Genomic DNA, 26,413 nt, shown 5'->3' with positions numbered 1-26,413 from the left:
GTTCCTCCTAGACGTCGTAGTCGATGACGACGGTATCGGTGGTCGGATGCGACTGACAGGTGAGCACGTAGCCGCGCTCGAGCTCGTCGGGCTCGAGCGCGTAGTTCTCCGTCATGGCGACCGACCCCTGCAGCAGGCGCGCACGACAGGTGCCGCACACACCGCCGGCACACGCGAACGGCGCATCGGGGCGCACGCGCAGCGCGGCGTTGAGGATCGACTCGTGCGCGGCGACCGGGGTGTCGACGGACTGCGACTGCCCGTCGAGTGTGAACTCGATGCGACGCACCGGCTCGTCCTCCGCGACGACCACCGGGCGCCCGGCCGACGGCTCGGCCCGCTCCCCCTCGCCCGTCGTGAAGAGCTCGTAACGCACGTGGGCGGGGTCGACCCCGATGTCGGCGAGGGTGTCGCGGCACAGCTGCACGAGTTCGAACGGTCCGCACAGGAACCACTCGTCGACAGTGTCGGGGAGCACGAGATCGCCGAGGATCCGCCGCAGCCGCGGCTCGTCGATGCGGCCCGACAGCAGCGGCGCGGTGCGCTGTTCGCGCGAGAGCACGTGGTGCAGCGCGAGCCGCGTCGGGTAGCGGTCCTTGAGGTCGGAGAGCTCGTCGAGGAACATGACGTCGAGGCTCGAGCGGTTCGTGTACACGAGCGTGAACCGCGAGGTGCGCGACCGCGCCAGCACGGTCGCGGCGAGCGCCATCAGCGGCGTGATGCCCGACCCCGCGGCGATCCCCGCCACGTGCGCGTCGTCGAGGTCGGCGAGTTTGGAGGTGAAGGTGCCCTGCGGGCTCATCACGTCGATCTCGTCGCCGACCTTCAGCTCGGTCTGCGCCCAGGTCGAGAACCGACCGCCCGAGTCTCGCTTGATCGCGACACTGATGGTGCGCGGGCCATCGCCCCCGCCGCCCGCGTCCTCGGCGCGGCACAGCGAGTACGAGCGACGCACCTCGTGGCCGTCGAGGACCTTCCGCAGCGCGACGTGCTGACCCGCGAGGTAGTCGAACGCGTCCCGCGACTCCTCGGGGATCGCGAAGGTCACCTCCACCGAGGCGTCTGTGAGCGGCCGCACCGCGGCGACCCGCAGCGTGTGGAACCGTGCGCGATGCTTGGCGCCGCGCGGGCCGCCGACCGCGGTCGTGAGCAGCGTCTCGGCGATCCGCTCGTTCTCGCTCGGCGTCCCCGGTCCCTGAGCCTGTCGAACGGCGTCGGGCCGCATCAGTGCACCTTGAAGTGGTCGAAGGGCTCGAGGCACGCGCGGCACTCGTACAGCGCCTTGCACGACGTCGACCCGAATCGCGCGAGCTCGCGCGTGTCGAGCGACCCGCAGCGGGGGCAGCGCACCGAGAGCTGCAGCCGGATCGGCCCGCTCATCGCGGCGCGCCCGGTGGGCGGGGCGATGCCGTACTCGACGAGCTTGTGCTTGCCGGCATCCGTCATCCAGTCCGTGGTCCATGCGGGGGCGAGCACCAGTCGCACGTCGACGTCGTCGAAGCCCGCCGAGGTGAGGGCGAGCACGACGTCGTCGCGGATCGCGTCCATCGCGGGGCAGCCCGAGTACGTGGGCGTGATCGTGACCGTCACGCGCCCGGCGTCGACCGTGACGTCGCGCAGCACGCCGAGATCCTCGATCGTGAGGACGGGAACCTCGGGATCGAGAACGGACGCCGCCACCTCCCACGCGCGCTCGGCCTCGCCCACCGGTCGCTGAACCTGTCGAAGCGTCACCATGTCGCCCCCGGGTGCTGTCGGGCGAGCACCTGCATCTCGGCGAGCAGGTAGCCCATCGTCGGGAAATGCGAGCCACGGCGTCCGCCGGCCGACGACATCGGCGTGGTCGGCACCTCGAGCTCCGCCTCCCTGAACACGGCGGCGATGACGGCGTCGAACGCCGGCTGCAGCGTCGACGGCCGCACGGCGACGCCGTCGAGTCGGTCGGTCAGCGGCTCGTCACGGAACAGCTCGCCCACGTACGGCCACACATCCCCGATGGCCCGGATCATGCGCCGACGCGACTCATCGGTGCCGCCCGCGAGGCGCAGCGTCCATTGCACGGCATGGTCGCGGTGGTACTCGACCTCCTTGACCGCCTTCGCGGCGATCGCGGCCAACGTCTCGTCGGACGACTCGCTGAGCGCCGTGTACAGCTGGAAGAGATACACGGATGCCGCGAGCTGGCGCGCGATCGTCTGCGCGAAGTCTCCGTTCGGCTGCTCGAACAGCCATGCGCTGCGGAACCCCGGCTCGTCGCGCCAGTATGCGAGGTCGTCTTCGGTGCGGTCGTCGTACGTTCCGCCGTAGCGGAGGAACGAGCGCGCGTGCCCGAGCAGATCGAGCGCGATGTTGGCGAGCGCGACATCCTCCTCGAGCTCGGGCGCGCGGGCGATCCACCAGCCGAGCTGCTGCGACAGCACGAGCGCGTCGTCGCCGAGCCACAACGCGTATTCGGCGACGTCGGCCGTCGCCGCGCGGCCTCCACCGCCGGCCAGTTCGGCCGACAGCTCGAGCTGCTCGACGGTCACGTCACCGTGCGTGGGTTCTTCCCCGGTTTGGGGCGCGTTCTCTCCGTCGGGGCGGACATTCTCCGCCCCGACGGACGAATCGCGCCCCAAATCCGTGTGGCCGATGGTGCTCACAGGTGAGGCACCCCCTCCGACGCCGTGTAGTACGTGGCGTGGCGGTAGTTCTTGCCGGCGGGGCTCTCGAAGAACGCCCCCTTCGAATCGGGGTCGCTCGTCGTGATCGCGTCGGCGGGGACGACCCAGATCGACGTGCCCTCCCCTCGGCGGGTGTACAGGTCACGGGCGTTTCGCAGCGCGAGCTCGGCATCCGGCGCGTGGAGTGAGCCGGCGTGCACATGGCTGAGCCCGCGGTTCGCGCGCACGAACACCTCCCACAGCGGCCACGACTCGCGCGGCGAGGTACCTGGAGTGGCCATCACGCAGCTCCCTTCATCGCCGCGGACTCCCGCAGCTGCTGCTTGCGGGCGTACTCCGCGGCGGCCTCACGCACCCAGGCGCCGTCGTCGTGGGCATTGCGGCGGTTGCGGATGCGCTCGACGTTCATCGGCCCGCGGCCGGCGAGCACCTCGTGGAACTCCGTCCAGTCGATCTCGCTCGTGTGCCACCGCTGCGCCTCGTCGTCCCACCGCAGCTCCGGGTCGGGAAGGGTCACGCCCAGCACCTCGGCCTGGGGCACCAGCATCCCGATGAACCTCTGCCTGAGGTCGTCGTTCGAGAAGCGCTTGATCTTCCACGCCATCGACTGCGCCGAGTTCGGCGATTCGTCGTCCGGCGGCCCGAACATCATGAGCGACGGCCAGTACCAGCGGTTCACGGCGTCCTGCGCCATCTCGCGCTGCGCGGGCGTCCCCTGCATCAGGGTCAGCAGGATCTCGAATCCCTGCCGCTGGTGGAACGACTCCTCCTTGCAGATGCGCACCATCGCCCGGCCGTACGGACCGTACGATGCGCGGCACAGCGGCACCTGGTTGCAGATCGCGGCGCCGTCGACGAGCCAGCCGATCGCGCCCATGTCGGCCCACGCCGGCGTCGGGTAGTTGAAGATCGACGAGTACCGCGCCCGCCCCTCGATGAGCTGCTCGGTCATCTCGTCGCGCGTGATGCCGAGGGTCTGCGCAGCGGAGTACAGGTACAGGCCGTGGCCGGCTTCATCCTGCACCTTCGCCATCAGGATCGCCTTGCGCTTGAGGCTGGGTGCGCGAGAGATCCAGTTGCCCTCGGGCTGCATCCCGATGATCTCGGAATGCGCGTGCTGCGAGATCTGGCGGATCAGCGTCTTGCGATAGGCCGCCGGCATCCAGTCCCGCGGCTCGATGCGCGAGTCGGCCTCGATGATCGCGTCGAACGCCGCCTGCTCGGCGGCCTCGTCGATCAGCACCTCGGTCGTCATCATCGACTCCTTATTTACAGACCGTTCGTTCAGTAAAGTCTACCCGGTGACGGATGCTTCGGCACCGCGGCCGCCCGCATCGTCGGGGTGGGTGCGGCGCGTGGTGACGGACCGGCCGCGGAACTCGGCGACGACGTCACCGGTCTCGTCGGTCACCGTGACGTCGTAGAGTCCATTGCGCCCGGAGAGGATGCGGCGCCGCGCGTGTGCGGTCAGGGTCTGGCCGGCGTGGGTGGCCTTGAGGAACGAGATGTCCGCGCCGGCGGCAACCGTCACGTCGTCGTCCTCGTTGCAGGCCATCGCGAACGCCGTGTCGGCGAGCGCGAACACCATCCCGCCGTGCGTGATGGCGAACCCGTTCGTCATGTCGTCGCGCACCGGCATCGACACGACGGCGTCGCCGGGCTCGTCGCGCTCGACGACCATGCCGAGCGCGGCCGACGCACGGTCGCGCTGCAGCATGCGGCGCTGCCCGACGAAGTGCGCGGCGGGATCGCTCACGCGCCCACCTCCGCAGACTCGACGGTCACGGATGCCGCAGCCACAGCATCCGGCTGCTCCAGCGTCTTCGCGACCAGGGTGAGGACGTCGTAGATCGCGACGATCTCCTCGCGCTGGTTGAGGATGACCGCGTCCCACCGCACCTCGCCGTACTCGTCGGTCTCGCGCGGGGTGATCTGCTTCGCCGTGAGCACCACGCGGATCTCGTCGCCGGGCGAGACGGGCGTCATGAACCGCAGGTTCTCAAGGCCGTAGTTGGCGAGCACCGGCCCGGGTTCCGGGTCGACGAAGAGCCCCGCGGCCCACGAGACGAGCAGGTAGCCGTGCGCCACGCGGCCCGGGAAGAACGGGTTCGCGGCGGCCGCCTCTTCGTCCATGTGTGCGTAGAACAGGTCGCCGGTGAAGTTCGCGAACGTCTCGATGTCGTCGAGCGTCACCCGGCGCAGGGGCGACGCGATCTGGTCGCCGATCGCGAGTTCCGCGAGCGACTTGCGGAACGGGTGACGATCGGAACGGGATGCTGCGCCCTGATGCCACACGCCGGTCAGAGCCGTGAGCATCGCGGGCGAGCCCTGCACCGCGGTCCGCTGCATATGGTGCAGCACCGCGCGGATGCCGCCGAGCTCCTCGCCACCGCCGGCGCGGCCGGGCCCGCCGTGCACGAGGTGCGGCACGGGCGAGCCGTGACCCGTCGACGTGCGCGCGTCGTCGCGATCGAGGAACAGCATGCGTCCGTTGTAGGAGGCGGTGCGGGCCAGCAGCGTCGCGGCGACCGCGGGGTCGGCAGTCGCGACGCTCGTCACGAGCGATCCGCCGCCGCGCCCGACGAGATCGGCCGCTTCATCGACGGTGCGGTAGGCGAGCACGCTCGCCACGGGACCGAATGCCTCGACGTCGTGCACGGCCTCCGGAAGCGCGTCGGCCGCGCCGTCGAAACCGATCACGATGGGCGTGACGAAGGCTCCCTCGGGAGCCGGACCCATCGAGCCGTCGGCGAGCGTCACGTCCGGGGCATCCGTCGTTCCGAGCAGGATCCGGCCGCCCGCGGCCTCGAGCGCACCGACGGCGCGCAGCACCTCATCGCGCTGCGCGAGCGAGACGAGCGGGCCCATCGTGACGCCCTCGGCGTGAGGGTCGCCCACGACGACGCGCTCGGCGATCCTGTCGCGGAGGGCGGAGACGAGCGGCTCGACGGCGCCCGCCGGTACGATGGCGCGCCGGATCGCGGTGCACTTCTGGCCCGCCTTCGTCGTGAGCTCGACCGTGAGCTGCCTGACGTACGCGTCGAATTCGGGCGTGCCAGGCACCGCGTCGGGTCCGAGCACCGACGCGTTGATCGAGTCGGTCTCGCTCGTGAACCGGACGCCCGGCGCAGCCTGCTCCCGGAGTCGGGATGCGGTCGAGGCACTGCCGGTGAAGCCGACGAGGTCGCCGAGCCCGAGATGGTCGAACAGCCCGGGAACGGCGCCGCTCACCAGCTGCAGCGAGCCTGCCGGCAGCTGACCGGTCTCGACGAGGATCCGCACCCATGCCTCGGCGACGTAGGCGGTGGGTGTGGCCGGCTTCACGATCGTCGGCACGCCCGCGAGGAACGCCGGCGCGAACTTCTCGAGCGCCCCCCATGTGGGGAAGTTGAAGGCGTTGATCTGCACGGCCACGCCGGGCAGCCGCGTGTACACGTGGCGCCCGAGGAACGAGCCGTCCTTCGACAGCGGCTCGACCGGGCCGTCGAGGTACACCTGGGCGTTGGGCAGCTCGCGCCGCCCCTTCGACGAGTAGGTGAAGAGCACGCCGATGCCGCCGTCCACGTCGCTCAGCGAATCGCGCGTGGTCGCGCCGGCGCGCTTGGACAGCTCGTACAGCTCCGCCTTGCGCGCGGTGAGCGCGATGGCGAACTCCTTCAGCAGCAGCGCGCGCTGGTGGAAGGTGAGGGCGCCGAGGCTCGCCTGGCCGACGGTCCGCGCGTGGGCGATCGCGCCGGCGAGATCGATGCCGTCGGTGCTGACGAGCGTCACGACGTCGCCGGTCGACGCGTCGCGCACTTGCGTCGCACCCGTCGCCGAAGCCGGCGTCCACCACGCGCCGCGCAGGTAGCTGGGGAGGATGCCCGTCCCTGTCCGCTCGATCATCACTGTTCACTCCATTCGTAGAAGCCGCGGCCGGTCTTGCGGCCGAGATGCCCGTCGGCGACGAGGCGCCGGAGCAGTTCCGGGGGCGCGAAACGCTCCCCCAGCCGGCGGTGCAGCTCCTCGGCGATGCCGAGTCGCACGTCGAGGCCGACGAGGTCTGTCGTGCGCAGCGGGCCGACCGGATGCCGGTACCCGAGCTCCATCGCCGCGTCGATGTCGGCGGCCGACGCGACGCCCTCCTCGAGCATGCGGATCGCCTCGAGCCCCAGCGCGACACCGAGCCGGCTCGACGCGAAGCCCGGGCTGTCGCGCACGACGATGGGCGTCTTGCCCAGTGACGCGATCCACACCTCGGCGTCGTCCACGAGCGCGGGGTCGGTGGCGGTGCCGGTGACGACCTCGACGAGCTGCGACGCCGGCACGGGGTTGAAGAAGTGCAGGCCCAGGAAGCGCTCCGGGCGGTCCAAGCCGGACGCGAGGCCATCGATCGAGATCGACGAGGTGTTGGTGGCGAGCGCCGCCTCCGGCGCGAGCACGCGCTCGGCGCGGCCGAGGGCCTCGAGCTTGAGCTCCAGATCCTCCGGGACCGCCTCCACCACGAGGCCGCAGTCCGCCAGAGCCGCAGCATCCGTCGCCGTCTCGATCGCCGCGGCGAGCGCGTCGAACCCGCGGTCGGTGCCGCCGCGCGCGACACTGCGGCGCACGCTCTCGAGAACGCGAGCGGATGCCGCCCCCGCCGCGTCTGCGTCGCGCTCGACGACGACCACGTCGGCACCGGCGAGCACGAACGCGTGTGCGATGCCCGCACCCATGCGCCCGCCGCCGATCACCCCGACCCGCCCAGGCACTCCCGAGGACTCAGCGCGATCCGTCGTACGTCGCTCGCTCGACGACCGGGGGCCGCCGTCCGCCGTGCTCATCACCGCTTCCTCTCCAGGAACGCGGTCATGCGGCGGTCCTTCTCCGGGCTCTCGAAGAGCTGCGCCTGCAGCTCCAGTTCGATCTCGGGGTGCGCGGCGCGCGGGGCGAGGAGCGCCGTCTTCGTGTGGCGGGTCGCGAGCGGATCGTTGCGTGAGATGCGGTCGGCGATCGCGTGGGCCGCGGGGAGGAGGTCGCCCGGCTCGAACAGCGACGACACGAGGCCCCATTCGACCGCGGTGTCGGCATCCAGGATCCGTCCTGTCAGCAGCAGCTCTGCGGCCCGCGCCTCGCCGACGATCTCGGGCAGGCGCCACGTCGCACCCGCGGCCGCGATGATGCCGAGTCCGGTCTCGGGGTTGCCGATCTTGAGGCTCGGCGAGCCGATGCGGATGTCGGCCGCGTAGGCGAGTTCGGCGCCCCCGCCGAGGGCGTAGCCGTCGATCGCCGCGATGACCGGCATCGGCAGGTTGCGCACCCGGGTGAACGCGCGGGTGTTGATGCCCCGGCGCGCGTCGGCCGCCCGACGCTCGCGCAGCTGCGCGATGTCGGCGCCCGAAGCGAACACACCGTCGGAGCCCGTGAGGATGAGCGTGCGCGGCTCGCGCTCGAGCTCGCCGCACAGCTCGTGCAGCCGGTCGATGGTGTCCTGGTCGATGGCGTTGCGCACCTCCGGCCGCGACAGCGTCGCGACGATGCGGTCCTCGCGGCGCTGGATTTTGAGCGGCTCAGGCATCGGCATCCTCTCGGTCCGCTCCGTCGCGGTCACGCGCCCATAATATCTGATCGATCGTTCAGTATTGCCACGTGGTGCGCGGTGTCGAAGCGGACCGGTGCGAGACTGGGCGCATGTCCGCGAGCACCGACGCCTCCCCCGCGCGACGCGGGCGGCCGGGTTACGACCGCGGCCAGGTGCTCGCCGTCGCCGTCGGCCTCTTCAACGAGCAGGGGTACGACGCGACATCCGTCGCCGATCTCGCCTCCCGCCTCGGCCTCACGAAGTCGGCGCTGTACCACCACTTCGACTCGAAGGAGCAGCTGCTCGCCCTCGCCCTCGCCGAGGCGCTCGACAGCCTCGAGGGCGTGCTCGACGAGCCGGAGGGCTCCGCCGGCGACCCGGCCGAGCGGCTCGGCGCGGTGCTGCGCGGAGCGGTGCGGGTGCTCGTCGACAAGCTCCCCTACGTCACCCTCCTGCTGCGCGTGCGCGGCAACAGCGATGTCGAGCGCGCGGCCCTCGAGCGCCGGCGCGCCTTCGACCACCGCGTGACGGCGCTCGTCGCGGAGGCGCAGCGCGCGGGTCAGATCCGCGCCGATGTCGACGGCGCCGTCGCCACCCGCCTGGTGTTCGGAATGGTCAACTCGATCGTCGAGTGGTACCGCCCCGGCGGTCCGGTCGACCGCGAGCGCCTCGCGCACGACGTGGTCGCCGTCGCCCTCGACGGCATGCGCACCCGCTGAAACGGACGGATGCCGCGGCCCGAGCCTGCACAGGGGCTCGGGGCGCGGCATCCGTTTCCGGAAGGTCAGGCCTTGGAGAGGCCGTAGATCGGGCTGACGGACTGCTCGGCCTCGTGGTCCGGACCGAGCGGGATGCCGGAGCGGTCGCGCAGGAGCAGCGTCGCGATCAGGCCCACGACGGTCATGCCGGCGAGGTACCACGTGACGGACAGCGTCGAGCCGGTCGCCTGTACGAGGGCCGTCGCGATCGTCGGGGCGAACGCGCCGCCGAGGATCGCGCCGATCGCGTACGAGATCGAGACGCCCGAGAAGCGGATCGATGCCGGGAACAGCTCGGAGTACAGCGCAGCCTGGGGGCCGTACGTGAAGCCGAGGCCGATCGTGAGGACGGCGAGACCGAGGAAGAGCAGCCAGATGCTCCCGGTGTTGACGAGCGGGAAGAGCAGGAACACACCCGCCAGCTGCAGGATCCAGCCGATGATGTACGTCGTGCGGCGGCCGATGCGATCGGAGATGAACCCGGCGGCCAGCGTCGACAGCAGCCACGTGACCGCCGAACCAGCGACCGCCCACAGCACCGGTCCGCGCTCGAGCGCGAGCGGACCCTCGGGGTTGGTCGAGTAACCCTGGATGTAGCCGCCCGTGGTCATGTAGCCGACGGCGTTGTTGCCGGCGAACACCAGCGCCGCGATGAACACGAGGAGCAGGTGCTTGCGGAAGAGCGTGATGATCGGCATCCGCGCCTTCTCCTTGCGCTCGGCGAGCTCGGCGAAGACCGGGCTCTCCTCGACACGGCGGCGGACGTAGTAGCCCACGAGGATCAGCACGACGCTGAGCAGGAACGGCACGCGCCAGCCCCACACGAGGAACGCATCCCCGGGGGCGATCATCGCCATCAGCGCCATGACTCCCGAGGCGAGCAGCAGGCCCAGCGGCACGCCGATCTGCGGCGAGGCGCCGAACGCGCCACGGCGCTGCTTCGGCGCGTGCTCGACGGCCATCAGGACCGCGCCGCCCCATTCGCCGCCGGCGGAGATGCCCTGGATGATGCGCAGGAGCACGAGGAGGATGGGCGCCGCGACGCCGATCGCCTCATACGTCGGCAGCACGCCGATGAGCGCGGTCGCCGCACCCATGAGGATCAGCGTCCACATCAGCACGACCTTGCGACCGTACTTGTCGCCGAAGTGACCGGCGAGGAACGCGCCGAGCGGGCGGAACAGGAAGCTCACGCCGACGGTGGCGAAGGCGACGATCGCGCTGTTGGCGCCGAGCGGCGCGAAGAACAGCTGGCCGAAGACCAGTCCGACCGCGGTCGCGTAGATGAAGAAGTCGTACCACTCGACGGTGGTGCCGACCACCGTCGCGAACACGACGCGACGTCGGTCCGTGGTGGACGCGATGGTTCCGGTGGGGGTGAACCCTGCTGTGGGTCCTGATGCGCTGCTCATGGTGACTCCTGTGTCGGGGGCTGACGGCGTCGTCGCCGGCGAACCCTTGGGGAATGGTTGCCGGATGCTGGACGATCATATACGATTTCGAATACGACGCAACAGGTCGCTTCGAGTAAGGGAGCTCATGGACGAGATCACGGAGACCGCAGACCGCCGTTTCTCGGCGCTTCCCGGCCGCCCGGGCAAGATCATCGCCATCCACCTCAGCTACGCCTCGCGTGCGGATCAGCGCGGGCGGCGGCCGCAGCATCCGTCGTACTTCTTCAAGCCGTCGAGCTCCGTCGCCGCGTCGGGCGACACCATCGAACGCCCGGAAGGCACCGAGCTGCTCGCTTTCGAGGGCGAGATCGCGCTCGTGATCGGCACCCCGGCGCGTCGCGTCGGCCTCGCAGACGCGTGGGACCACGTCGCCTGGGTGACCGCGGCCAACGATTTCGGCCTCTACGACCTGCGCCAGAGCGACAAGGGCTCGAACGTGCGCTCCAAGGGCGGCGACGGCTACACGCCCGTCGGCCCGACGCTCATCGACGCCCGCACCATCCATCCCGACGCGCTGCGCGTGCGCACGTGGCTCAACGGCGAGATCGCGCAGGACGACACGGCCGCCGGCATGATCTTCCCGCTCGCGCAGCTCGTGGCCGATCTGTCGCAGCACTTCACGCTCGAGACCGGCGACGTGATCCTCACCGGCACGCCCGCCGGCTCATCGGTCGCGAAGCCCGGCGATGTCGTCGAGGTCGAGGTCGATGTTCCCGGCGGCCCGTCGTCGGGACGACTCGTGACGACGGTGTCGCAGGGCTCGGCGGCCTTCGACGCCGAGCTGGGCTCCCTGCCCGCGGTCGACGACCTGCAGCGCACCGAGGCCTGGGGCTCGCGGGAGGCGGCCGGGCTTCCGGCGGGCTCGTCTGCGGAATCAGGAGATCTGGCCGAGGCAGGACGTTTTGAAGCGCAGTCCCCTGTCTCCGCCACATCTCCTGTTCTGGCAGACGCGCTGCGCGCGAAGCTCCAGGCCGTCCCGGTCGCCGGGCTCTCGGCGCAGCTGCGCAAGCGCGGGCTGAACAACGTGCACGTCGACGGCGTGCGGCCGCTGCATCCCGAGGCCAAACTCGTCGGCATCGCCCGCACGCTGCGCTTCGTGCCGAACCGCGAGGACCTGTTCGCGTCGCACGGCGGTGGCTACAACGCGCAGAAGCGCGTGTTCGACGCCGTCGGCGAGGGCGAAGTGGTCGTGATCGAGGCGCGCGGCGAGGCCGGGTCGGGCACGCTCGGCGACATCCTCGCGATCCGCGCGCACGCCCGCGGCGCCGCCGGCATCGTCACCGACGGAGGGGTGAGGGATGCCGCGGCCGTCGCCGCGGTCGGCATCCCCGTCTACTCCGCCGGCGCCCACCCTGCGGTGCTGGGCCGCAAGCACGTGCCGTGGGACGCCGACGTGACGATCGCGTGCGGCGGCACCACGGTCCAGCCCGGGGACGTCATCGTCGGCGACGCGGACGGGGTCGTGGTGATCCCGCCGGGGATCGTCGAGGAGATCGTCGACGCGGCACTCGCCCAGGAGGACGAGGACGCCTGGATCGCCGACCGCGTCGCGGAGGGGCATCCCGTCGACGGACTCTTCCCGATGAACGCCGAGTGGCGCGCGAAGTACGACGCCCGCGAAGGAGACCGCGCATGAGCCCGACCGAAGCCGACACGCTCAGCAAGTCGCAGCAGGCGTACCGCTGGATCAAGGAGCGCATCGCGAACCAGGAGTTCACGCCGGGCTACCGCCTGGTGCTGGGCAGCATCGCGGGCGAGCTCGACATGAGCGTGGTGCCGGTGCGCGAGGCGATCCGCCAGCTCGAGGCCGAGGGGCTCGTCACGTTCGAGCGCAACGTCGGGGCGCGGGTGTCGATGGTCGACGACTCGCAGTACCGGTACAGCATGCAGGCGCTGTCGATCCTCGAGGGCACCGCCACGGCGCTGGCCGCGCGCCGGCTCACGGCCGACGACATCCGCAACGCCCGCCGCATCAATGAGCTCATGATCGAGACGCTCGAGCACTTCGACCCGCGCGCCTTCACGGCGCTCAACCAGGAGTTCCACGCAGCGCTGTTCGAGAAGTGCGCGAACCCGCGGATGCTCGACCTCGTGCACGCCGAGTGGGCGCGCCTCGGGCACCTGCGCGACTCGACCTTCAGCTTCGTGCCCGGCCGTGCCCAGGAGTCGGTGCGCGAGCACGAGAACATCCTCGTGCTCATCGAGACCGGGGCCCCTCTCGGCGAGATCGAGAAGGCCGCCCGGCGCCACCGCTCGGCCACCCTCGACGCCTACATGATCCACGAGCACCCTGACGAGGCTCTGGGCCTTCCAGCGTTCTGATTCGCGGATGCCGCGGGCAGCGGCATCCGTCCCCGACCTCCGACGAAGGAGCAGCAATGACCGACACCACGATAGCCGGCACCACCCGCGAAGCGCAGAGCGCCGGGGCGACGCGGCATGTGCCCGAGGGCCTGCCGAGCCGCATCCAGCACTACATCGACGGCGAGTTCGTCGACTCGGCCGACGGCGACACGTTCGACGTGCTCGACCCGGTGACGAACGAGACGTACGTGCTGGCCGCCGCCGGCAAGAAGGCCGACATCGACCGCGCCGTCGCCGCCGCCCGGCGCGCGTTCGCCGAGGGGCCGTGGCCGCGGATGCTGCCGCGCGAGCGTTCGCGTGTGCTGCACCGCATCGCGGACATCGTGGAGTCCCGCGACGCGCGTCTGGCCCAACTGGAGTCGTTCGACTCCGGCCTGCCGATCACGCAGGCACTCGGCCAGGCGCGGCGGGCGGCGGAGAACTTCCGGTTCTTCGCGGACCTGATCGTGGCGCAGGCCGACGACGCCTACAAGGTGCCGGGGCGGCAGATGAACTACGTCAACCGCAAGCCGATCGGCGTCGCCGGGCTCATCACGCCGTGGAACACCCCGTTCATGCTCGAGTCGTGGAAGCTCGGCCCGGCACTCGCCACCGGCAACACGGTGGTGCTCAAGCCCGCCGAGTTCACGCCGCTGTCGGCGTCGCTGTGGGCCGGCATCTTCGAGGAGGCAGGCCTCCCGAAGGGCGTGTTCAACCTCGTCAACGGGCTGGGCGAGGACGCCGGCGACGCACTGGTCAAGCACCCCGACGTGCCGCTCATCTCGTTCACCGGAGAGTCGCGCACCGGGCAGCTCATCTTCGGCAACGCGGCCCCGTTCCTGAAGGGCCTGTCGATGGAGCTCGGCGGCAAGTCGCCCGCCGTGGTCTTCGCCGACGCCGACCTCGACGCCGCCATCGACGCCACGATCTTCGGCGTCTTCTCGCTCAACGGCGAGCGCTGCACCGCCGGCTCCCGCATCCTCGTGGAGCGCCCGATCTACGACGAGTTCGTGAGGCGCTACGCCGCGCAGGCCGACCGCGTCGTGGTCGGCTACCCGCACGACCCGAAGACCGAGGTCGGAGCGCTCGTGCACCCCGAGCACTACGAAAAGGTCGTCTCGTACATCGAGATCGGCAAGTCGGAGGCGCGCCTGGTCGCCGGCGGTGACCGCCCGGAAGGGTTCGAGACCGGCAACTTCGTGCGCCCCACGGTGTTCGCCGATGTGGCGCCGGACGCCCGGATCTTCCAGGAGGAGATCTTCGGCCCGGTCGTCGCGATCACGCCGTTCGATACCGACGAGGAGGCCCTCGAGCTCGCCAACGGCGTGCGCTACGGCCTCGCCGCGTACGTGTGGACCAACGACCTCAAGCGCGCGCACAACTTCTCTCAGGCCATCGAGGCCGGCATGGTCTGGCTCAACTCGAACAACGTGCGGGACCTCCGCACCCCGTTCGGCGGCGTCAAGGCCTCCGGTCTTGGACACGAGGGCGGCTACCGCTCCATCGACTTCTACACCGACCAGCAGGCCGTGCACATCACGCTCGGCCCCGCCCACAACCCCACCTTCGGAAAGGCGGATGCCGCCGCCCACTGAGGCCGCAGGCATCCGATCCCCCTTCGACCCCACGCAAGGACGCGACATGACCCACCGTGATCAGATGACCCGCACCTCCTCCGGCTTCTACGTGAGCCAGGAGGCGCCGATCCTCTCCGACGACCCGATCCCGACGCCGAGCGTGCCCGCACCCGACATCCTGCGCTGCGCGTACATGGAGCTCGTGGTCACCGACCTGCTCGCGTCCCGCGAGTTCTACGTCGACGTGCTCGGGCTCTACGTCACGGAAGAGGACGAGAACACGATCTACCTCCGCTCGACGGAGGAGTTCATCCACCACAACCTGGTGCTCCGTCAGGGCCCCGTCGCCGCGGTCGCCGCGTTCTCGTACCGCGTGCGCACCCCGGAAGACCTCGACAAGGCCGTCGCCTTCTACGAGGAGCTGGGCTGCCGCATCGAGCGCCGCCACGACGGGTTCACCAAGGGCATCGGCGACTCGGTGCGCGTGACCGATCCGCTCGGCTTCCCGTACGAGTTCTTCCACGCCACCGAGCACGTCGAGCGCCTGTCGTGGCGCTACGACCTGCACACGCCGGGCGAGCTGGTGCGCCTGGACCACTTCAACCAGGTCACGCCCGACGTGCCCCGCGCCGTCAACTTCATGCAGTCGCTGGGGTTCCGCGTCACCGAGGACATCCAGGACGAGGAGGGCACGGTCTACGCGGCGTGGATGCGCCGCAAGCCCACCGTGCACGACACCGCGATGACCGGCGGCGACGGACCCCGCATGCACCACGTCGCGTTCGCCACCCACGAGAAGCACAACATCCTCGCGATCTGCGACAAGCTCGGCGCGCTCCGCCGCTCCGACGCGATCGAGCGCGGACCCGGCCGCCACGGCGTCTCGAACGCGTTCTACCTGTACCTGCGCGACCCCGACGGGCACCGCGTCGAGATCTACACGCAGGACTACTACACCGGCGACCCCGACAACCCCGTCGTCACGTGGGACGTGCACGACAACCAGCGCCGCGACTGGTGGGGCAACCCCGTCGTGCCGTCCTGGTACACCGAGGCCTCGCTCGTGCTCGACCTCGATGGCAACCCGCAGCCTGTCGTCGCCCGCACCGACAGCTCCGAGATGGCGGTCACGATCGGCGCCGACGGCTTCTCGTACACGCGCCCCGGCGAGGACTCGATGCCCGAGTACAAGCAGGGCGAGTACAAGCTCGGCCACCAGCTGTAAGGGGACACGGATGCTGCACCCCGACGACATCGCCCAGATCGCGGCCGAGCTGGCAGAGGCCGACCGCACGCACTCGGTGATCCCGCGCATCACGGCGCGGTACCCCGACGCGACGGTCGAGGACTCGTACGCGATCCAGGGCGTGTGGCGCGACCAGAGCATCGCCGCCGGACGCACGCTCGTCGGCCGCAAGATCGGGCTCACGTCGAAGGCGATGCAGCAGGCCACCGGCATCACCGAGCCCGACTACGGAGTGATGTTCGACGACACCGTGTACCGCTCGGGCGCCGAGATCCCCGTCGACCTGTTCTCGAACGTGCGCATCGAGGTCGAGCTCGCGTTCGTGCTGAAGCAACCGCTCGAGGGTCCCGACTGCACCCTCGATGACGCCCTGGCCGCGATCGACTACGCGGTGCCCGCCCTCGAGGTGCTGAACTCGCACATCGAGCTCGAAGGGCGCACCATCGTCGACACGATCTCCGACAACGCCGCCTACGGTGCGATGGTGCTCGGCGATGTCCGCAAGCGCCCCGACGAGATCGATCTGCGCTGGGTCCCCGGCGTGCTCAGCCGCAACGGCGAGATCGAGGAGACGGGGGTCGCCGCCGGTGTGCTCGGCCACCCTGCGACCGGCGTCGCGTGGCTCGCGAACAAGTTCCACCAGCACGGCGCGCGGCTCGAGGCGGGCGAGATCATCCTGGCCGGCTCGTTCACCCGCCCCATGTGGGTGTCGCGGGACGATACCGTCAGGTGCGACTACGGACCCATGGGAGTGATCGAATGCCGCTTCGTCTGAGCCCGACCTTCCGCGACGCCCTCGCGAACGCCGACCGCCCGCTCGCGGGCATGTGGGTGTGCACGGGCTCGCCGCTCGTGGCCGAGATCTGCGCCGGCTCGGGCCTGGACTGGCTGCTGATCGACATGGAGCACTCCCCCAACGGCCTCGAGTCGGTGCTGGCCCAGCTGCAGGCCGTCGCCGCCTACCCGATCACCCCGGTCGTGCGCGTGCCGATCGGCGACGTCGTCACGATCAAGCAGGTGCTCGATCTCGGAGCCCAGAACCTGCTCGTGCCCATGGTGTCCTCGAGGGCGGATGCTGAAGCCGCCGTCGCCGCCGTGCGCTATCCCCCGCGGGGCACCCGCGGGGTGGGCTCCGCGCTCGCGCGCTCGGCGCGCTGGAACCGTGTCGACGGGTACCTCCAAGACGCCGACGAGCACGTCTCCCTGTTCGTCCAGATCGAGACGGCGGCCGGCGTCGAGGCGGCCGCCGAGATCGCCGCGGTGGATGGCGTGGACGGCGTGTTCGTCGGCCCGAGCGACCTCGCCGCATCGATGGGCGTGCTCGGCCGGCAGACGCACCCCGACGTCGTCGCCGCCGCCCACCGCACCTTCGACGCCGTCCGCGCGGCCGGCAAGCCCGCCGGCGTCAACGCGTTCGACCCCGCCACCGCCGACGCCTACCTCGAAGCAGGCGCGTCGTTCGTCCTCGTGGGCGCCGACGTCGCACTCCTCGCCCGCGGCTCCGAAGCCCTTGCGGCCCGCTTCGCCCCCGCCCCTGGCTCACCCGGGGAACGCGCCTCGTACTAGCCGGACCGCTGCAGGCGCAGCGTGTCAAGGCCGCCCGGGAGGCGGTCCGGACGTGTCACGCTGGGGCAATGAAGCGAGACGTCTCCAGCCGCATCGCCCTGAACGTCACCGAACCGGCCGAACTGGTCTTCGCGATCACGGCCTCGACTCACTACTCCCCCGACTCCGAGCACCTCGCCGCGAACGTGGACGGCAGGCCCGTCGAGATCGACGAGCTTCACGATGCCCACGGCACGCGCCTGCACCGGGTCATGGCGCCGGTGGGGGCGTTCGCGATCGAGTACAGCGCCACCCTTCACGCCGGCGATTGCGTGGGTGGCGACGACGATGTCGAGCGGTTCGTCTATAGGCGGCCGAGCCGGTACGCCGAGTCCGACGCGCTCGCACCCACGGCGACCGCCGAATTCCGCGGCATCGAGGGCGCCACCGAGCTCCTCGCCGCCGTCTCGTCGTGGGTCGGCACACGTCTGTCGTACCTCCCCGGATCCTCGCTGCCCACCGACGGCGCCGCGCGCACGCTGCTCGCCCGGCGGGGCGTGTGCCGCGACTACGCGCACCTGTGCGTCGCGCTGCTGAGGGGACTCGGCATCCCGGCGCGTACGGTCGCCGTGTACGCACCGGGGCTGAGCCCCATGGACTTCCACGCCGTCGCCGAGGCGTGGATCGACGGCGCATGGCGGGCGATCGACGCGACGACGCTCGCGCCGCGCTCGAGCCTCGTGCGCATCGCGACCGGCCGCGATGCCGCCGATACGGCGTTTCTCAACGTGTTCTCGGGGCGCGCCGACCTGGTCGAGCTGACGGTGACCGCGACGGCCGACGCACTGCCGGACGACGACGTCACCCAGCTGGTCTCGATCGCCTGAGCCCTCGCGCGCGGAGTCGTTCCACAGGCCCGACCCGACGTGGCACAGTGATGTCATGAAGAAGTGGGTCGTGCGGTTCGCGTCGCTGCTGGTGTTCAACATCGTCGTCCTGCTGGTCGTCGGCTGGCTCACGCCCGCCCGCGTCGGCTGGGCCGCGCTCTGGGCAGGCATCGTGCTGACGGCGCTCGTCATCTGGATCAAGCCGCTCGTCGAGAAGTGGTTCCGCTCGATGGCGGCTAAGTCCGCGAACCAGCGCACCAAGGCCGGCGAGAAGCTCGTCGAGTTCCTGCTGGCCTTCGCCGTCGCGTTCCTCGTCTGGATCGTCACGGTGGTCTTCACGGGAGTCTCCATCGGCGGCGGCATCTTCGGCGCGTTCTGGGGCTGGGTCATCCCGCCGGTGATCCTCCTCATCGGCTGGGCGATCTATGGCGCGATCGACGACAAGGTCGAGACCCACGCGGGCACGCTCTACGACAAGGCGACCGGTTCGAAGGCTGCGGGAACGGATGCTGCGGCCCCGCCGATCCCCTCCCCCGAGGCATCCGCCGCCCGGCGCGAACTGAACGACGGGCTCACCGACGAGCAGCGACGCATGCTCGACGAACTCGGCAAGGGCTGATTCGGCCCGCCCTGTCGATCCGGGCGGGCGCCGATCGTCATGAGGGTGTCGATACCCCTCCAGAAAGGACGACGCCATGCGATACGCACTCCTCCTCCACTACCCCGAGATGACCCCCGAAGACATGGGCGACGACGCCTGGGGCGAGGGCATGCGCGAGTTCGACGAGTACGCCAAGGCGCTTGACGCGGCCGGCGTGCTCGTGTCGGCCGAGGTGCTGCAGCCTTCGGCCGTGACCACCTCGGTCACCGCGCCCGACGGCACGCTGCGCGTGCAGGACGGACCGTTCGCCGACACCAGGGAGCAGCTCGGCGGCACGTTCGTGGTCGATGTCGCCGACCTCGACGCCGCCATCGGCTGGGCCGGCAAGGCCCCGTCGATCAGCTGGGGCACCGTCGAGGTGCGGCCCAGCGCGACCCGCTTCGAGAACGGCGCCTGGACCCCGTTCGCGAGCTGATGCCGGCCGCATCCGACTCCCTCGCGGTCGCTGAGCGCACCGCGCGGGAGTCGTACGGCCGCATCCTGGCCGTGGTCGCCGCTGCCACGCACGACGTCTCGCTCGCCGAAGACGCCCTCGCCGACGCGTTCGAGCGGGCGCTGCGCACGTGGCCGGACGCCGGCATCCCCGCGAATCCCGAAGGGTGGCTGGTCACCGTGGCCCGCAACCGACTGCGCGACGCCCTCTCGTCGGCGGCCCGCCGTACGGGTGTGCCGCTCGACGAGGGGATCATCGCGGCACGCGCCGACGAGCTCGAGGTCGACGCGCTCAGCGCCCTCGAGCGCGGCGAGGCGATCCCGGACCGCAGACTCGAACTGCTCTTCGCGTGCGCGCACCCGGCGGTCGACCCCGCCGTGCGCACGCCGCTCATGCTGCAGACGGTGCTCGGGTTCGAAGCGGCCGAGGTCGCCCGTGCGTTCGCGGTCGAGCCGTCCGCGATGGCCCAGCGGCTCGTACGCGCGAAGCGGCGGATCCGGGACGCCGGCATCCCGTTGCGCATCCCCACCCGCGCCGATATCCCCTCCCGGCTGCCGGACGTGCTCGAGGCGATCTACGGCGCGTACGCGATCGGCTGGCTCGACCAGGGCGATGAGCCGCGCGAGTCGCTCGCCGATGAGGCGCGATGGCTCGCGGTGCTCACCGCGACCCTCCTCGACGACGAGCCGGAGGCGTGGGGCCTCGCCGCGCTGCTGACCTACGCGCAGTCGCGTGCGCCCGCCCGCGCAGACGTTCCGTGGCCGCCGCTCGACGAGCAGGACCCGGCCGAGTGGGATCGCGCCCTCATCGCGGAGGGCGCCGCTCTGCTGCGTCGCGCCTCGTCGCTGGGGCGACCGCTGGGGCGCTTCCAGCTCGAGGCTGCGATCCAGGCCGTGCACTGCGACCGCGCCCGCACCGGCTCCCTCGACGTCGAGGCGCTCGTGAAGCTGTACCGCGGGCTCGTCGCGATCGCGCCCACCGACGGCGCCCGCGCCGCACTGGCCGCCGCGGAGGGACGGCTCGCCACCGGCGCCCCCTCGGCATCGGACGTGTAACAAACCGACCCGCGCGCGCCGTTCCGCCCGGCCCGTCGCCAAGATGGAGGGATCCGCGCAGCGACAGCACGCACGCGCGGACACTCGACTCCTGGAGGCACCCATGTCGCGCCGCATCCGTCTCGTCCGCATCGCCGCCGCCGGCATCGCCGTCGCGGCCCTCGCCCTGACCGGCTGCGCCTCCGGTTCCGCGCCGGCCAGCAGCGAGTCGGCCGCCGACGCGGGCTACCTCACGCCCGGCAAGCTCACCATCGCGACCGGCGAGACGGCGTACGAGCCGTACGTGATCGAGGACGACCCCGCGTCGGGTGAGGGGTTCGAGGCAGCGGTCGCCTACGCCGTCGCCGAGGAGCTGGGGTTCGCCCCCGAAGACGTCGAATGGGTGCGGACGAGCTTCGAGTCGGCGATCGCGCCCGGGCCGAAGAGCTTCGACTTCAACATCCAGCAGTACACGATCACCGACGAGCGCAAGCAGGCCGTCGACTTCTCGTCGCCCTACTACGAGGCCAGCCAGTCGGTGGTCGCGTTGAAGGGCGGCGCCGCCGAGGGCGTGACCGACATCGCGGGCCTCAAGAGCCTCGTGCTCGGCGCGATGTCGGGATCCACCAGCGCCACGACGATCGAACAGGCCATCGCGCCCACCACCACGCCGCAGCTCTACAGCTCCAACGAAGACGCGGTCGCCGCGCTCAAGGCGGGACAGATCGACGCCCTCGTGCTCGACACCCCGACCGCCTACACCGCGGTGAACTTCTACATCGACGACTCCTTCACCGTGGGCGAGCTCCCGGCAGCGGGGGTACCCGACCAGTGGGGCCTGCTCCTGGCGAAGGACTCCCCGCTCACCGCGGACGTCACCGCGGCCGTCGACACGCTTCGCGAGAACGGAACCCTCGACGCCCTCGAGGAGAAGTGGCTCGCCGTCCTCAGCGAAGGCGTGCCTCAGCTGCAGTGACCGCGTCCGCTACGTTCGTTCGGTGAGCCCGCACCAGCCCAGCGCGCTCGAGCTCGACCGTCGCGCCTACCGGCACCGCCGCTCGCGGCGGTCGGTGCTCATCGCGATCGCGTCGTCGATCGCGTTCGCGGTGATCGTCTGGGCGACGGTCATCAACACCGAGGGCTGGTCGAAGGTCCAGCAGTCGTTCTTCAACCTCGACGTCGCGATCCAGGCGCTGCCGAAGGTGTGGGACGGCTTCCTGATCAACCTGCAGGTCCTCGCCTACTCCGTCGTGACCGTCGCCGTCGTGGCACTCGTGATCGCCGTGCTGCGCACCCTCCGCGGACCGGTCTTCTTCCCGGCGCGCGTGGTCGCGGCCGGCTACACCGACCTCTTCCGCGGCCTGCCGTTCATCATCGTGCTCTACCTCATCGGCTTCGGTCTGCCGACCATCACGAACACGCGCATGCCGGTCGTACTGCTCGGGGTGATCGCGGTGACGCTCACGTACTCCGCGTATGTCGCCGAGGTGATCCGCGCCGGCATCGAAGCCGTCCACCCGTCGCAGCGCCTTGCGGCGCGGGCGCTCGGCCTCGGCTACGTGCAGTCGCTGCGCCGCGTCGTGCTGCCCCAGGCCTTCCGCAAGATCACGCCGCCCCTCATGAACGACTTCATCTCCATGCAGAAGGACGTCGGGCTGATCTCCATCCTCGGCGCGGTCGACGCCATCGCCGCGGCGAGATCCGTCGCCTCGCTCACCTACAACTTCACGCCGTACGTCGTGGCCGGGGTGCTGTTCATCCTGCTCGCGATCCCCACCATCCGGCTCACCGACTGGTACACCGCGCGACTGCGCGAGCGCGAGCAGGCGGGGGCGATCCTGTGACCGCCCTGCTGCGGGCGACCGGCATCCACAAGTCCTTCGGCGAGCGCGAAGTGCTCCGCGGCGTCGACATCGACCTGGCCACTCACGAAGTGGTCGCGCTGATCGGGGCGAGCGGATCGGGAAAGTCGACGCTGCTGCGATGCCTGAACCTCCTCGAACCCATCGACGACGGGCAGATCTTCCTCGACGACGAGGACATCTCCGATCCGCGCATCGATGCGAACCGCGTACGCGCCCGCTTCGGCGCGGTCTTCCAGAGCTACAACCTCTTCCCGCACCTCACGGTGCTCGACAACGTCACGCTCGCCTCGCGCGTCGTGCACCGCACTCCCCGACGTGAGGCCGAGGCTCGTGCGCTCGAACTGCTCGGCCTCATCGGGCTCGCCGACCTGGCGCGCGAGCACCCCGACCGCCTCTCAGGCGGCCAGCAGCAGCGTGCCGCGATCGTGCGGGCCATCGCGACCGACCCCGAGGTGCTGTTCCTCGACGAGATCACCTCGGCGCTCGACCCCGAACTCGTCGGCGAGGTCCTCGAGCTCGTGCGTCAGCTCGCCGCCGACGGCGCCACGATCCTCATGGCGACGCACGAGATGGCGTTCGCGCGGGATGTCGCCCACCGCGTGGTGTTCCTCGATGCGGGCACGATCGTCGAACAGGGGCCGCCCGCCGACGTCCTCGCGGCCCCGCGCGAACCACGCACCCGGGAGTTCCTCGCCCGCTTCACCGCCTGAGTGAGGCCAGGCCGCGCTGTCCATATCGCGTGATCTCACCGAGCGCACCCGTTATGCGCGCGTATAACGCATCGCCTCGGCGAGATCACGTGATGTGAACGCGGCGGGGCGAGTCAACCTGTTGACTTATGGTGAGTCAACTGGTTTACTCACTATGTGTCCGACCGCCTGACCTTCACCCTCCACGAGCTCATCGCGGAGATCGACGCGTTCGCCGACACCGCGCTTCAGGCGGGGTGGGGCGTGACGTTCAACCATTTCCAGTTCCTGGCCGTGCTGTACGACCACGAGCCCGTGGACATGACGACGCTCGCCCGCTGCCTCGGCGTCACCAAGGCCGCCGTGAGCAAGCGGGTGCCCGCACTCGTCGAGGACGGCTGGATCACGGCAGCGTCCCAGCCCGGTGCGGGTCGCAGCATCCTGCTCTCGCTCACCCCCAAGGGCACCGCCCTCGTGCGCGATGCCGGCGAGGTGCTCGAGCGCGAGTTCGCCGCGATGCTGACGCACCCGTCACTCGCGGGCGACCCGATCGACGCCCCTCGCATGAACGCCCAGCTCATCGCCCTCACCGCCTTCATCCAGCAGCAGCCGGCGCCCGGCCCGCGTGCCGTCCACCACCCTCAGGAGACCCTCGCATGAACGCTCCCCGCATCCTCGTGATCGTCGGCACGCCCTTCGCCGGCAGCCTCAACCACTCCCTCGCCAGCTCGTACGCCGACGCCGCGCGCGCCGGCGGCGCCGAGGTGCGGGTCGTGGATCTCGCGAACGACGCCGTGCCGCAGCATCCGTCCGTCCGCGATGAAGTGCGCCTGCCCCGCACCGACGCCGACGTTCCGCTCACGCCCGAGGTCGCCGCCTACGTCGCCGACGTCGACTGGGCGGACCACCTGGTGTTCTTCTTCCCGCAATGGTGGGGGTCGCTTCCGGGCGCCCTCAAGACGTGGATCGACCGCGTCTTCGTGCGCGGCTTCGCCTACCGCTACCGCCCGACCGGGCGACTGTGGGACAAGCTGCTCACCGGGCGCAGCGCACGCATCGTCATGACGATGGACTCCCCCGTGCTCTGGAACGCGTGGGTCTACCGCAACGCGCCGATCCGGTCGCTCCGCAACGCCACACTGGAGTACTGCGGCATCAAGGTCCGTGGGGTGACGCGCCTCGCGCAGGTGCGGCACAGCACCGGGGCCGACCGCGAGCGCTGGGTCCGCGGGATGGCCTCGCTCGCAGCGACGGATGCCGAGTCCGTGCGTCCGCGCGAGCGATCCGCGCTCGTCGCGGCCTGAGGTCAGGCGAGCGAGCGCTCCGCGGCCTCGACGACGTTGGTCATGAGCAGCGCCACCGTCATGGGTCCGACGCCGCCGGGGTTCGGCGAGACGTAGCCGGCGACCTCGGCGACATCGGGCGCGACATCGCCGTAGACGCGGGACTTGCCGGTCTCGGGGTCGTCCTCACGGGTGACGCCCACGTCGAGGACGGCCGCACCGGGCTTCACGTCGGCAGCCTGCACGATGTGCTTGACGCCCGCGGCGGCCACGATCACATCAGCCTGGCGGAGGTGATGCGACAGGTCGGCCGTGCCGGTGTGCGTCAGGGTCACGGTCGCGTTGATCTCGCGACGCGTGAGCAGCAGGCCGATCGAGCGGCCGATGGTCACGCCGCGGCCCACGACGACCACGTCCTTGCCTTTGAGGTCGTAGTCGTTGCGCAGCAGCAGCTCGATGACGCCTCGCGGCGTGCACGGCAGCGGCGTCGTGATCGGGGAGTTGACGTTGAGCACAAGGCGCCCGAGGTTGGTCGGGTGCAGGCCGTCGGCGTCCTTCGCGGGGTCGATGCGCTCGAGGATCGCGTCGGTGTCGAGGTGCTTGGGCAGCGGCAGCTGCACGATGTAGCCGTGGCACTCCGGGTCGGCGTTGAGCTCGTCGATGAGCGCCTCGACCTCGGCCTGCGTGGCGTCGGCCGCAAGTTCGCGCTGGATCGAGTTCATGCCGATGGCCTCGGACTCGCGGTGCTTCATCCCGACGTACAGCTGCGACGCCGGGTCGGCGCCGACGAGCACGGTCGCGATGCCGGGCGTGACGCCGCGGTCCTTGAGCGCCGCGACGCGCTCGCGCAGCTCGTCCTTGATCTGGGCCGCAGCCGCGCGCCCGTCGAGCTTATGTGCGGTCATCGTTGGTCTCCTCGTGTGGTCGTGCGCTCTGGGCCTGGGTACCCCGGCCCGCGAGAGTGCAGCTGGCGGACGAAAGGCAGGGAACCACCCACCATCTCGGCGATCAGCTGCACTCTCGCGGATCGTGGTCGAGGAGGGGGCGGGACGGATGCCGCGGCCCGGTGCCGGGCCGCGGCACCCGTGTCGACAAGTGGTACCAGACGATGCCGCCGCGGTGCGACGGCGTTCCCGCTCAGTGGCGGAAGTCGGGGTACAGCGGGAAAGCGGCCGTCAGGGCCGAGACGCGCAGGCGCAGCTCCTCGACGTCGGCGCCGGGCTGCAGCGCGAGCGCGATGACGTCGGCGACCTCGGTGAACTCGGCGTCGCCGAAACCGCGGGTCGCGAGCGCCGGCGTGCCGATGCGCAGGCCCGACGTGACCATCGGGGGCCGCGGGTCGTTGGGGACGGCGTTGCGGTTCACGGTGATGTGGATCTCGTGCAGGAGGTCCTCGGCCTGCTTGCCGTCGATCTGAGCGTTGCGCAGATCGACGAGCACGAGGTGCACGTCGGTGCCGCCCGAGCGCACGGCGATGCCGGCGTCCTTCACGTCCTGCTGCGACAGGCGCTCCGCGATGATGTGGGCGCCGCGCAGGACGCGCTCCTGGCGCTCCTTGAACTCGGGAGTGGCCGCGAGCTTGAACGCGGTGGCCTTCGCCGCGATCACGTGCATGAGCGGGCCGCCCTGCTGGCCCGGGAAGACCGCGGTGTTGATCTTCTTCGCGATGTCGGCGTCGTTGGTGAGGATGAAGCCCGAGCGGGGGCCGCCGATGGTCTTGTGCACGGTCGACGACACGACGTGCGCGTGCGGGACCGGGTTGGGGTGAAGGCCGGCCGCGACGAGACCGGCGAAGTGCGCCATGTCGACCCATAGGGTCGCACCGACCTCGTCGGCGATCGCGCGGAAGGCGGCGAAGTCGAGCTGACGCGGGTAGGCCGACCAGCCGGCGATGATGACCTTGGGCTTGTGCTCGACGGCGAGGCGGCGCACCTCGTCCATGTCGATCGTCGAGGTCTCGGGGTCGACGCCGTACGCGACGATGTTGTAGAGCCGGCCGGAGAAGTTGATCTTCATGCCGTGCGTGAGGTGGCCGCCCTGGTCGAGCGACAGTCCGAGCAGCGTGTCGCCGGGGCGGGCGATGGCGTGCAGCACGGCGGCGTTCGCGGTGGCGCCCGAGTGGGGCTGGACGTTCGCGAACTCGGCGCCGAACAGAGCCTTGGCGCGGTGGATGGCGAGCTCCTCGGCGACGTCGACCTCTTCGCAGCCGCCGTAGTAGCGGCGGCCCGGGTAGCCCTCGGCGTACTTGTTGGTGAGCACCGAGCCCTGCGACTGCAGCACCGAGACGGGCACGAAGTTCTCGGAGGCGATCATCTCGAGGTAGCCGCGCTGGCGGTCGAGCTCGCGGTCGAGCACCTGGGCGATCTCGGGATCGACCTCGGCGAGAGGGGCGTTGAAGAACTGATCGGTCATGCGATCTCCAGACTCACGGCT

At 70.7% G+C, this 26,413-nt stretch carries 28 protein-coding genes; 16 read left to right on the top strand and 12 right to left on the bottom strand.

What is annotated here, in order from left to right; all coding sequences use genetic code 11:
- Positions 1-7: 7 nt before the first annotated feature.
- From paaE to J2Y46_RS09045, 9 genes are all read right to left on the bottom strand, one after another.
- On the bottom strand, positions 8-1,225 hold the full coding sequence (gene paaE, locus J2Y46_RS09085) for a 1,2-phenylacetyl-CoA epoxidase subunit PaaE (protein WP_310241781.1): 1,218 nt from the start codon (positions 1,223-1,225) through the stop codon (positions 8-10).
- The gene (paaD, locus tag J2Y46_RS09080) at positions 1,225-1,737 is read right to left on the bottom strand and encodes a 1,2-phenylacetyl-CoA epoxidase subunit PaaD (protein WP_310241778.1); all 513 of its coding nucleotides are present in this window, start codon (positions 1,735-1,737) and stop codon (positions 1,225-1,227) included. Before paaD ends, paaE begins: the two co-directional genes overlap by 1 nt.
- Positions 1,731-2,528: a 1,2-phenylacetyl-CoA epoxidase subunit PaaC gene (gene paaC, locus J2Y46_RS09075; RefSeq protein ID WP_396653161.1), complete on the bottom strand. Its 798-nt coding sequence runs from the start codon at positions 2,526-2,528 to the stop codon at positions 1,731-1,733. The genes paaD and paaC overlap by 7 nt, the downstream gene beginning before the upstream one ends.
- A gap of 110 nt (positions 2,529-2,638) precedes the next feature.
- Positions 2,639-2,944 (bottom strand): 1,2-phenylacetyl-CoA epoxidase subunit PaaB, encoded by a 306-nt coding sequence (paaB, locus tag J2Y46_RS09070; protein WP_310241776.1) that lies wholly within the window; start codon positions 2,942-2,944, stop codon positions 2,639-2,641.
- On the bottom strand, positions 2,944-3,918 hold the full coding sequence (paaA, locus tag J2Y46_RS09065; RefSeq protein WP_310241774.1) for a 1,2-phenylacetyl-CoA epoxidase subunit PaaA: 975 nt from the start codon (positions 3,916-3,918) through the stop codon (positions 2,944-2,946). Before paaA ends, paaB begins: the two co-directional genes overlap by 1 nt.
- Positions 3,919-3,957: 39 nt before the next feature.
- A complete protein-coding gene (gene paaI, locus J2Y46_RS09060) occupies positions 3,958-4,380 on the bottom strand; it encodes a hydroxyphenylacetyl-CoA thioesterase PaaI (RefSeq protein ID WP_310242334.1) in 423 nt (140 codons plus the stop codon).
- A 35-nt stretch (positions 4,381-4,415) separates the two neighbouring features.
- Positions 4,416-6,548, bottom strand: coding sequence for a phenylacetic acid degradation bifunctional protein PaaZ (paaZ, locus tag J2Y46_RS09055; RefSeq protein WP_310241773.1), 2,133 nt, complete (start codon positions 6,546-6,548; stop codon positions 4,416-4,418).
- Positions 6,548-7,468, bottom strand: a complete 921-nt coding sequence (locus tag J2Y46_RS09050; protein WP_310241771.1) for a 3-hydroxyacyl-CoA dehydrogenase family protein — start codon at positions 7,466-7,468, stop codon at positions 6,548-6,550. Before J2Y46_RS09050 ends, paaZ begins: the two co-directional genes overlap by 1 nt.
- Positions 7,468-8,202: an enoyl-CoA hydratase/isomerase family protein gene (locus J2Y46_RS09045; protein ID WP_157005619.1), complete on the bottom strand. Its 735-nt coding sequence runs from the start codon at positions 8,200-8,202 to the stop codon at positions 7,468-7,470. The genes J2Y46_RS09050 and J2Y46_RS09045 overlap by 1 nt, the downstream gene beginning before the upstream one ends.
- Positions 8,203-8,315: 113 nt before the next feature.
- On the opposite strand from J2Y46_RS09045, the gene J2Y46_RS09040 reads away from it, so the two are divergent.
- Positions 8,316-8,924, top strand: coding sequence for a TetR/AcrR family transcriptional regulator (locus J2Y46_RS09040; RefSeq protein WP_310241769.1), 609 nt, complete (start codon positions 8,316-8,318; stop codon positions 8,922-8,924).
- A 65-nt stretch (positions 8,925-8,989) separates the two neighbouring features.
- Here the strand turns inward: J2Y46_RS09040 and J2Y46_RS09035 are convergent, their stop codons facing one another.
- The gene (locus tag J2Y46_RS09035; RefSeq protein WP_310241767.1) at positions 8,990-10,375 is read right to left on the bottom strand and encodes an MFS transporter; all 1,386 of its coding nucleotides are present in this window, start codon (positions 10,373-10,375) and stop codon (positions 8,990-8,992) included.
- Positions 10,376-10,502: 127 nt separating this feature from the next.
- On the opposite strand from J2Y46_RS09035, the gene J2Y46_RS09030 reads away from it, so the two are divergent.
- From J2Y46_RS09030 to J2Y46_RS08960, 15 genes are all read left to right on the top strand, one after another.
- Positions 10,503-12,053, top strand: coding sequence for a fumarylacetoacetate hydrolase family protein (locus J2Y46_RS09030; RefSeq protein WP_310241765.1), 1,551 nt, complete (start codon positions 10,503-10,505; stop codon positions 12,051-12,053).
- Positions 12,050-12,739 (top strand): GntR family transcriptional regulator, encoded by a 690-nt coding sequence (locus tag J2Y46_RS09025; RefSeq protein WP_045300865.1) that lies wholly within the window; start codon positions 12,050-12,052, stop codon positions 12,737-12,739. Before J2Y46_RS09030 ends, J2Y46_RS09025 begins: the two co-directional genes overlap by 4 nt.
- Before the next feature lie 56 nt (positions 12,740-12,795).
- Positions 12,796-14,355 (top strand): 5-carboxymethyl-2-hydroxymuconate semialdehyde dehydrogenase, encoded by a 1,560-nt coding sequence (gene hpaE, locus J2Y46_RS09020; RefSeq protein ID WP_310241762.1) that lies wholly within the window; start codon positions 12,796-12,798, stop codon positions 14,353-14,355.
- Between the two features lie 46 nt (positions 14,356-14,401).
- Positions 14,402-15,562: a 3,4-dihydroxyphenylacetate 2,3-dioxygenase gene (gene hpaD / locus J2Y46_RS09015; RefSeq protein ID WP_045300861.1), complete on the top strand. Its 1,161-nt coding sequence runs from the start codon at positions 14,402-14,404 to the stop codon at positions 15,560-15,562.
- A 10-nt stretch (positions 15,563-15,572) separates the two neighbouring features.
- Positions 15,573-16,358: a fumarylacetoacetate hydrolase family protein gene (locus J2Y46_RS09010; RefSeq protein ID WP_310241760.1), complete on the top strand. Its 786-nt coding sequence runs from the start codon at positions 15,573-15,575 to the stop codon at positions 16,356-16,358.
- Complete coding sequence (locus J2Y46_RS09005) at positions 16,343-17,149, top strand: aldolase/citrate lyase family protein (protein ID WP_045300858.1); 807 nt, start codon at positions 16,343-16,345, stop codon at positions 17,147-17,149. The genes J2Y46_RS09010 and J2Y46_RS09005 overlap by 16 nt, the downstream gene beginning before the upstream one ends.
- 68 nt (positions 17,150-17,217) lie before the next feature.
- Positions 17,218-18,015 (top strand): transglutaminase family protein, encoded by a 798-nt coding sequence (locus J2Y46_RS09000; RefSeq protein ID WP_310241758.1) that lies wholly within the window; start codon positions 17,218-17,220, stop codon positions 18,013-18,015.
- A 55-nt stretch (positions 18,016-18,070) separates the two neighbouring features.
- Positions 18,071-18,634, top strand: coding sequence for a hypothetical protein (locus J2Y46_RS08995; RefSeq protein WP_310241756.1), 564 nt, complete (start codon positions 18,071-18,073; stop codon positions 18,632-18,634).
- A gap of 76 nt (positions 18,635-18,710) precedes the next feature.
- On the top strand, positions 18,711-19,091 hold the full coding sequence (locus J2Y46_RS08990; protein WP_045300849.1) for a YciI family protein: 381 nt from the start codon (positions 18,711-18,713) through the stop codon (positions 19,089-19,091).
- Positions 19,091-20,164 (top strand): DUF6596 domain-containing protein, encoded by a 1,074-nt coding sequence (locus tag J2Y46_RS08985; protein ID WP_310241754.1) that lies wholly within the window; start codon positions 19,091-19,093, stop codon positions 20,162-20,164. The genes J2Y46_RS08990 and J2Y46_RS08985 overlap by 1 nt, the downstream gene beginning before the upstream one ends.
- A gap of 103 nt (positions 20,165-20,267) precedes the next feature.
- Positions 20,268-21,119, top strand: coding sequence for a transporter substrate-binding domain-containing protein (locus J2Y46_RS08980; RefSeq protein WP_310241751.1), 852 nt, complete (start codon positions 20,268-20,270; stop codon positions 21,117-21,119).
- A gap of 22 nt (positions 21,120-21,141) precedes the next feature.
- A complete protein-coding gene (locus J2Y46_RS08975) occupies positions 21,142-21,987 on the top strand; it encodes an amino acid ABC transporter permease (protein WP_310241748.1) in 846 nt (281 codons plus the stop codon).
- Positions 21,984-22,718, top strand: a complete 735-nt coding sequence (locus J2Y46_RS08970; RefSeq protein WP_310241745.1) for an amino acid ABC transporter ATP-binding protein — start codon at positions 21,984-21,986, stop codon at positions 22,716-22,718. Before J2Y46_RS08975 ends, J2Y46_RS08970 begins: the two co-directional genes overlap by 4 nt.
- A gap of 156 nt (positions 22,719-22,874) precedes the next feature.
- Positions 22,875-23,357 (top strand): MarR family transcriptional regulator, encoded by a 483-nt coding sequence (locus J2Y46_RS08965; RefSeq protein ID WP_310241743.1) that lies wholly within the window; start codon positions 22,875-22,877, stop codon positions 23,355-23,357.
- Positions 23,354-24,001, top strand: a complete 648-nt coding sequence (locus J2Y46_RS08960; RefSeq protein WP_310241741.1) for an NAD(P)H-dependent oxidoreductase — start codon at positions 23,354-23,356, stop codon at positions 23,999-24,001. Before J2Y46_RS08965 ends, J2Y46_RS08960 begins: the two co-directional genes overlap by 4 nt.
- A 2-nt stretch (positions 24,002-24,003) precedes the next feature.
- Here the strand turns inward: J2Y46_RS08960 and J2Y46_RS08955 are convergent, their stop codons facing one another.
- Together J2Y46_RS08955 and glyA are read right to left on the bottom strand one after the other, a co-directional pair.
- Positions 24,004-24,885, bottom strand: a complete 882-nt coding sequence (locus J2Y46_RS08955) for a bifunctional methylenetetrahydrofolate dehydrogenase/methenyltetrahydrofolate cyclohydrolase (protein ID WP_045300837.1) — start codon at positions 24,883-24,885, stop codon at positions 24,004-24,006.
- A gap of 232 nt (positions 24,886-25,117) precedes the next feature.
- On the bottom strand, positions 25,118-26,392 hold the full coding sequence (glyA, locus tag J2Y46_RS08950; protein ID WP_045300835.1) for a serine hydroxymethyltransferase: 1,275 nt from the start codon (positions 26,390-26,392) through the stop codon (positions 25,118-25,120).
- Positions 26,393-26,413: the final 21 nt, after the last annotated feature.

It is taken from the genome of Microbacterium sp. BE35 (genome assembly GCF_031457705.1).
Classification (GTDB): domain Bacteria; phylum Actinomycetota; class Actinomycetes; order Actinomycetales; family Microbacteriaceae; genus Microbacterium; species Microbacterium trichothecenolyticum.
The sequence above is the reverse complement of the archived record's forward strand: the minus strand, read 5'-3'. Positions and strand labels throughout refer to the sequence as shown.

Coding starts and splice junctions, on each gene's coding strand:
- J2Y46_RS09040 (WP_310241769.1), top strand. CDS start 8,316: ATGTCCGCGAGCACCGACGCCTCCCCCGCGCGACGCGGGCGGCCGGGT.
- J2Y46_RS09005 (WP_045300858.1), top strand. CDS start 16,343: ATGCCGCTTCGTCTGAGCCCGACCTTCCGCGACGCCCTCGCGAACGCC.
- J2Y46_RS08990 (WP_045300849.1), top strand. CDS start 18,711: ATGCGATACGCACTCCTCCTCCACTACCCCGAGATGACCCCCGAAGAC.
- paaI (WP_310242334.1), bottom strand. CDS start 4,380: ATGCTGCAGCGCGACCGTGCGTCGGCCGCGCTCGGCATGGTCGTCGAG.
- paaA (WP_310241774.1), bottom strand. CDS start 3,918: ATGACGACCGAGGTGCTGATCGACGAGGCCGCCGAGCAGGCGGCGTTC.
- hpaD (WP_045300861.1), top strand. CDS start 14,402: ATGACCCACCGTGATCAGATGACCCGCACCTCCTCCGGCTTCTACGTG.
- J2Y46_RS08955 (WP_045300837.1), bottom strand. CDS start 24,885: ATGACCGCACATAAGCTCGACGGGCGCGCGGCTGCGGCCCAGATCAAG.
- J2Y46_RS09025 (WP_045300865.1), top strand. CDS start 12,050: ATGAGCCCGACCGAAGCCGACACGCTCAGCAAGTCGCAGCAGGCGTAC.
- J2Y46_RS08980 (WP_310241751.1), top strand. CDS start 20,268: ATGTCGCGCCGCATCCGTCTCGTCCGCATCGCCGCCGCCGGCATCGCC.
- paaD (WP_310241778.1), bottom strand. CDS start 1,737: ATGGTGACGCTTCGACAGGTTCAGCGACCGGTGGGCGAGGCCGAGCGC.
- hpaE (WP_310241762.1), top strand. CDS start 12,796: ATGACCGACACCACGATAGCCGGCACCACCCGCGAAGCGCAGAGCGCC.
- J2Y46_RS09050 (WP_310241771.1), bottom strand. CDS start 7,468: ATGAGCACGGCGGACGGCGGCCCCCGGTCGTCGAGCGAGCGACGTACG.
- glyA (WP_045300835.1), bottom strand. CDS start 26,392: ATGACCGATCAGTTCTTCAACGCCCCTCTCGCCGAGGTCGATCCCGAG.
- J2Y46_RS09035 (WP_310241767.1), bottom strand. CDS start 10,375: ATGAGCAGCGCATCAGGACCCACAGCAGGGTTCACCCCCACCGGAACC.
- J2Y46_RS08960 (WP_310241741.1), top strand. CDS start 23,354: ATGAACGCTCCCCGCATCCTCGTGATCGTCGGCACGCCCTTCGCCGGC.
- paaE (WP_310241781.1), bottom strand. CDS start 1,225: ATGCGGCCCGACGCCGTTCGACAGGCTCAGGGACCGGGGACGCCGAGC.
- J2Y46_RS09045 (WP_157005619.1), bottom strand. CDS start 8,202: ATGCCTGAGCCGCTCAAAATCCAGCGCCGCGAGGACCGCATCGTCGCG.
- paaB (WP_310241776.1), bottom strand. CDS start 2,944: ATGGCCACTCCAGGTACCTCGCCGCGCGAGTCGTGGCCGCTGTGGGAG.
- J2Y46_RS09030 (WP_310241765.1), top strand. CDS start 10,503: ATGGACGAGATCACGGAGACCGCAGACCGCCGTTTCTCGGCGCTTCCC.
- J2Y46_RS08995 (WP_310241756.1), top strand. CDS start 18,071: ATGAAGAAGTGGGTCGTGCGGTTCGCGTCGCTGCTGGTGTTCAACATC.
- J2Y46_RS08985 (WP_310241754.1), top strand. CDS start 19,091: ATGCCGGCCGCATCCGACTCCCTCGCGGTCGCTGAGCGCACCGCGCGG.
- paaZ (WP_310241773.1), bottom strand. CDS start 6,548: ATGATCGAGCGGACAGGGACGGGCATCCTCCCCAGCTACCTGCGCGGC.
- J2Y46_RS09010 (WP_310241760.1), top strand. CDS start 15,573: ATGCTGCACCCCGACGACATCGCCCAGATCGCGGCCGAGCTGGCAGAG.
- J2Y46_RS09000 (WP_310241758.1), top strand. CDS start 17,218: ATGAAGCGAGACGTCTCCAGCCGCATCGCCCTGAACGTCACCGAACCG.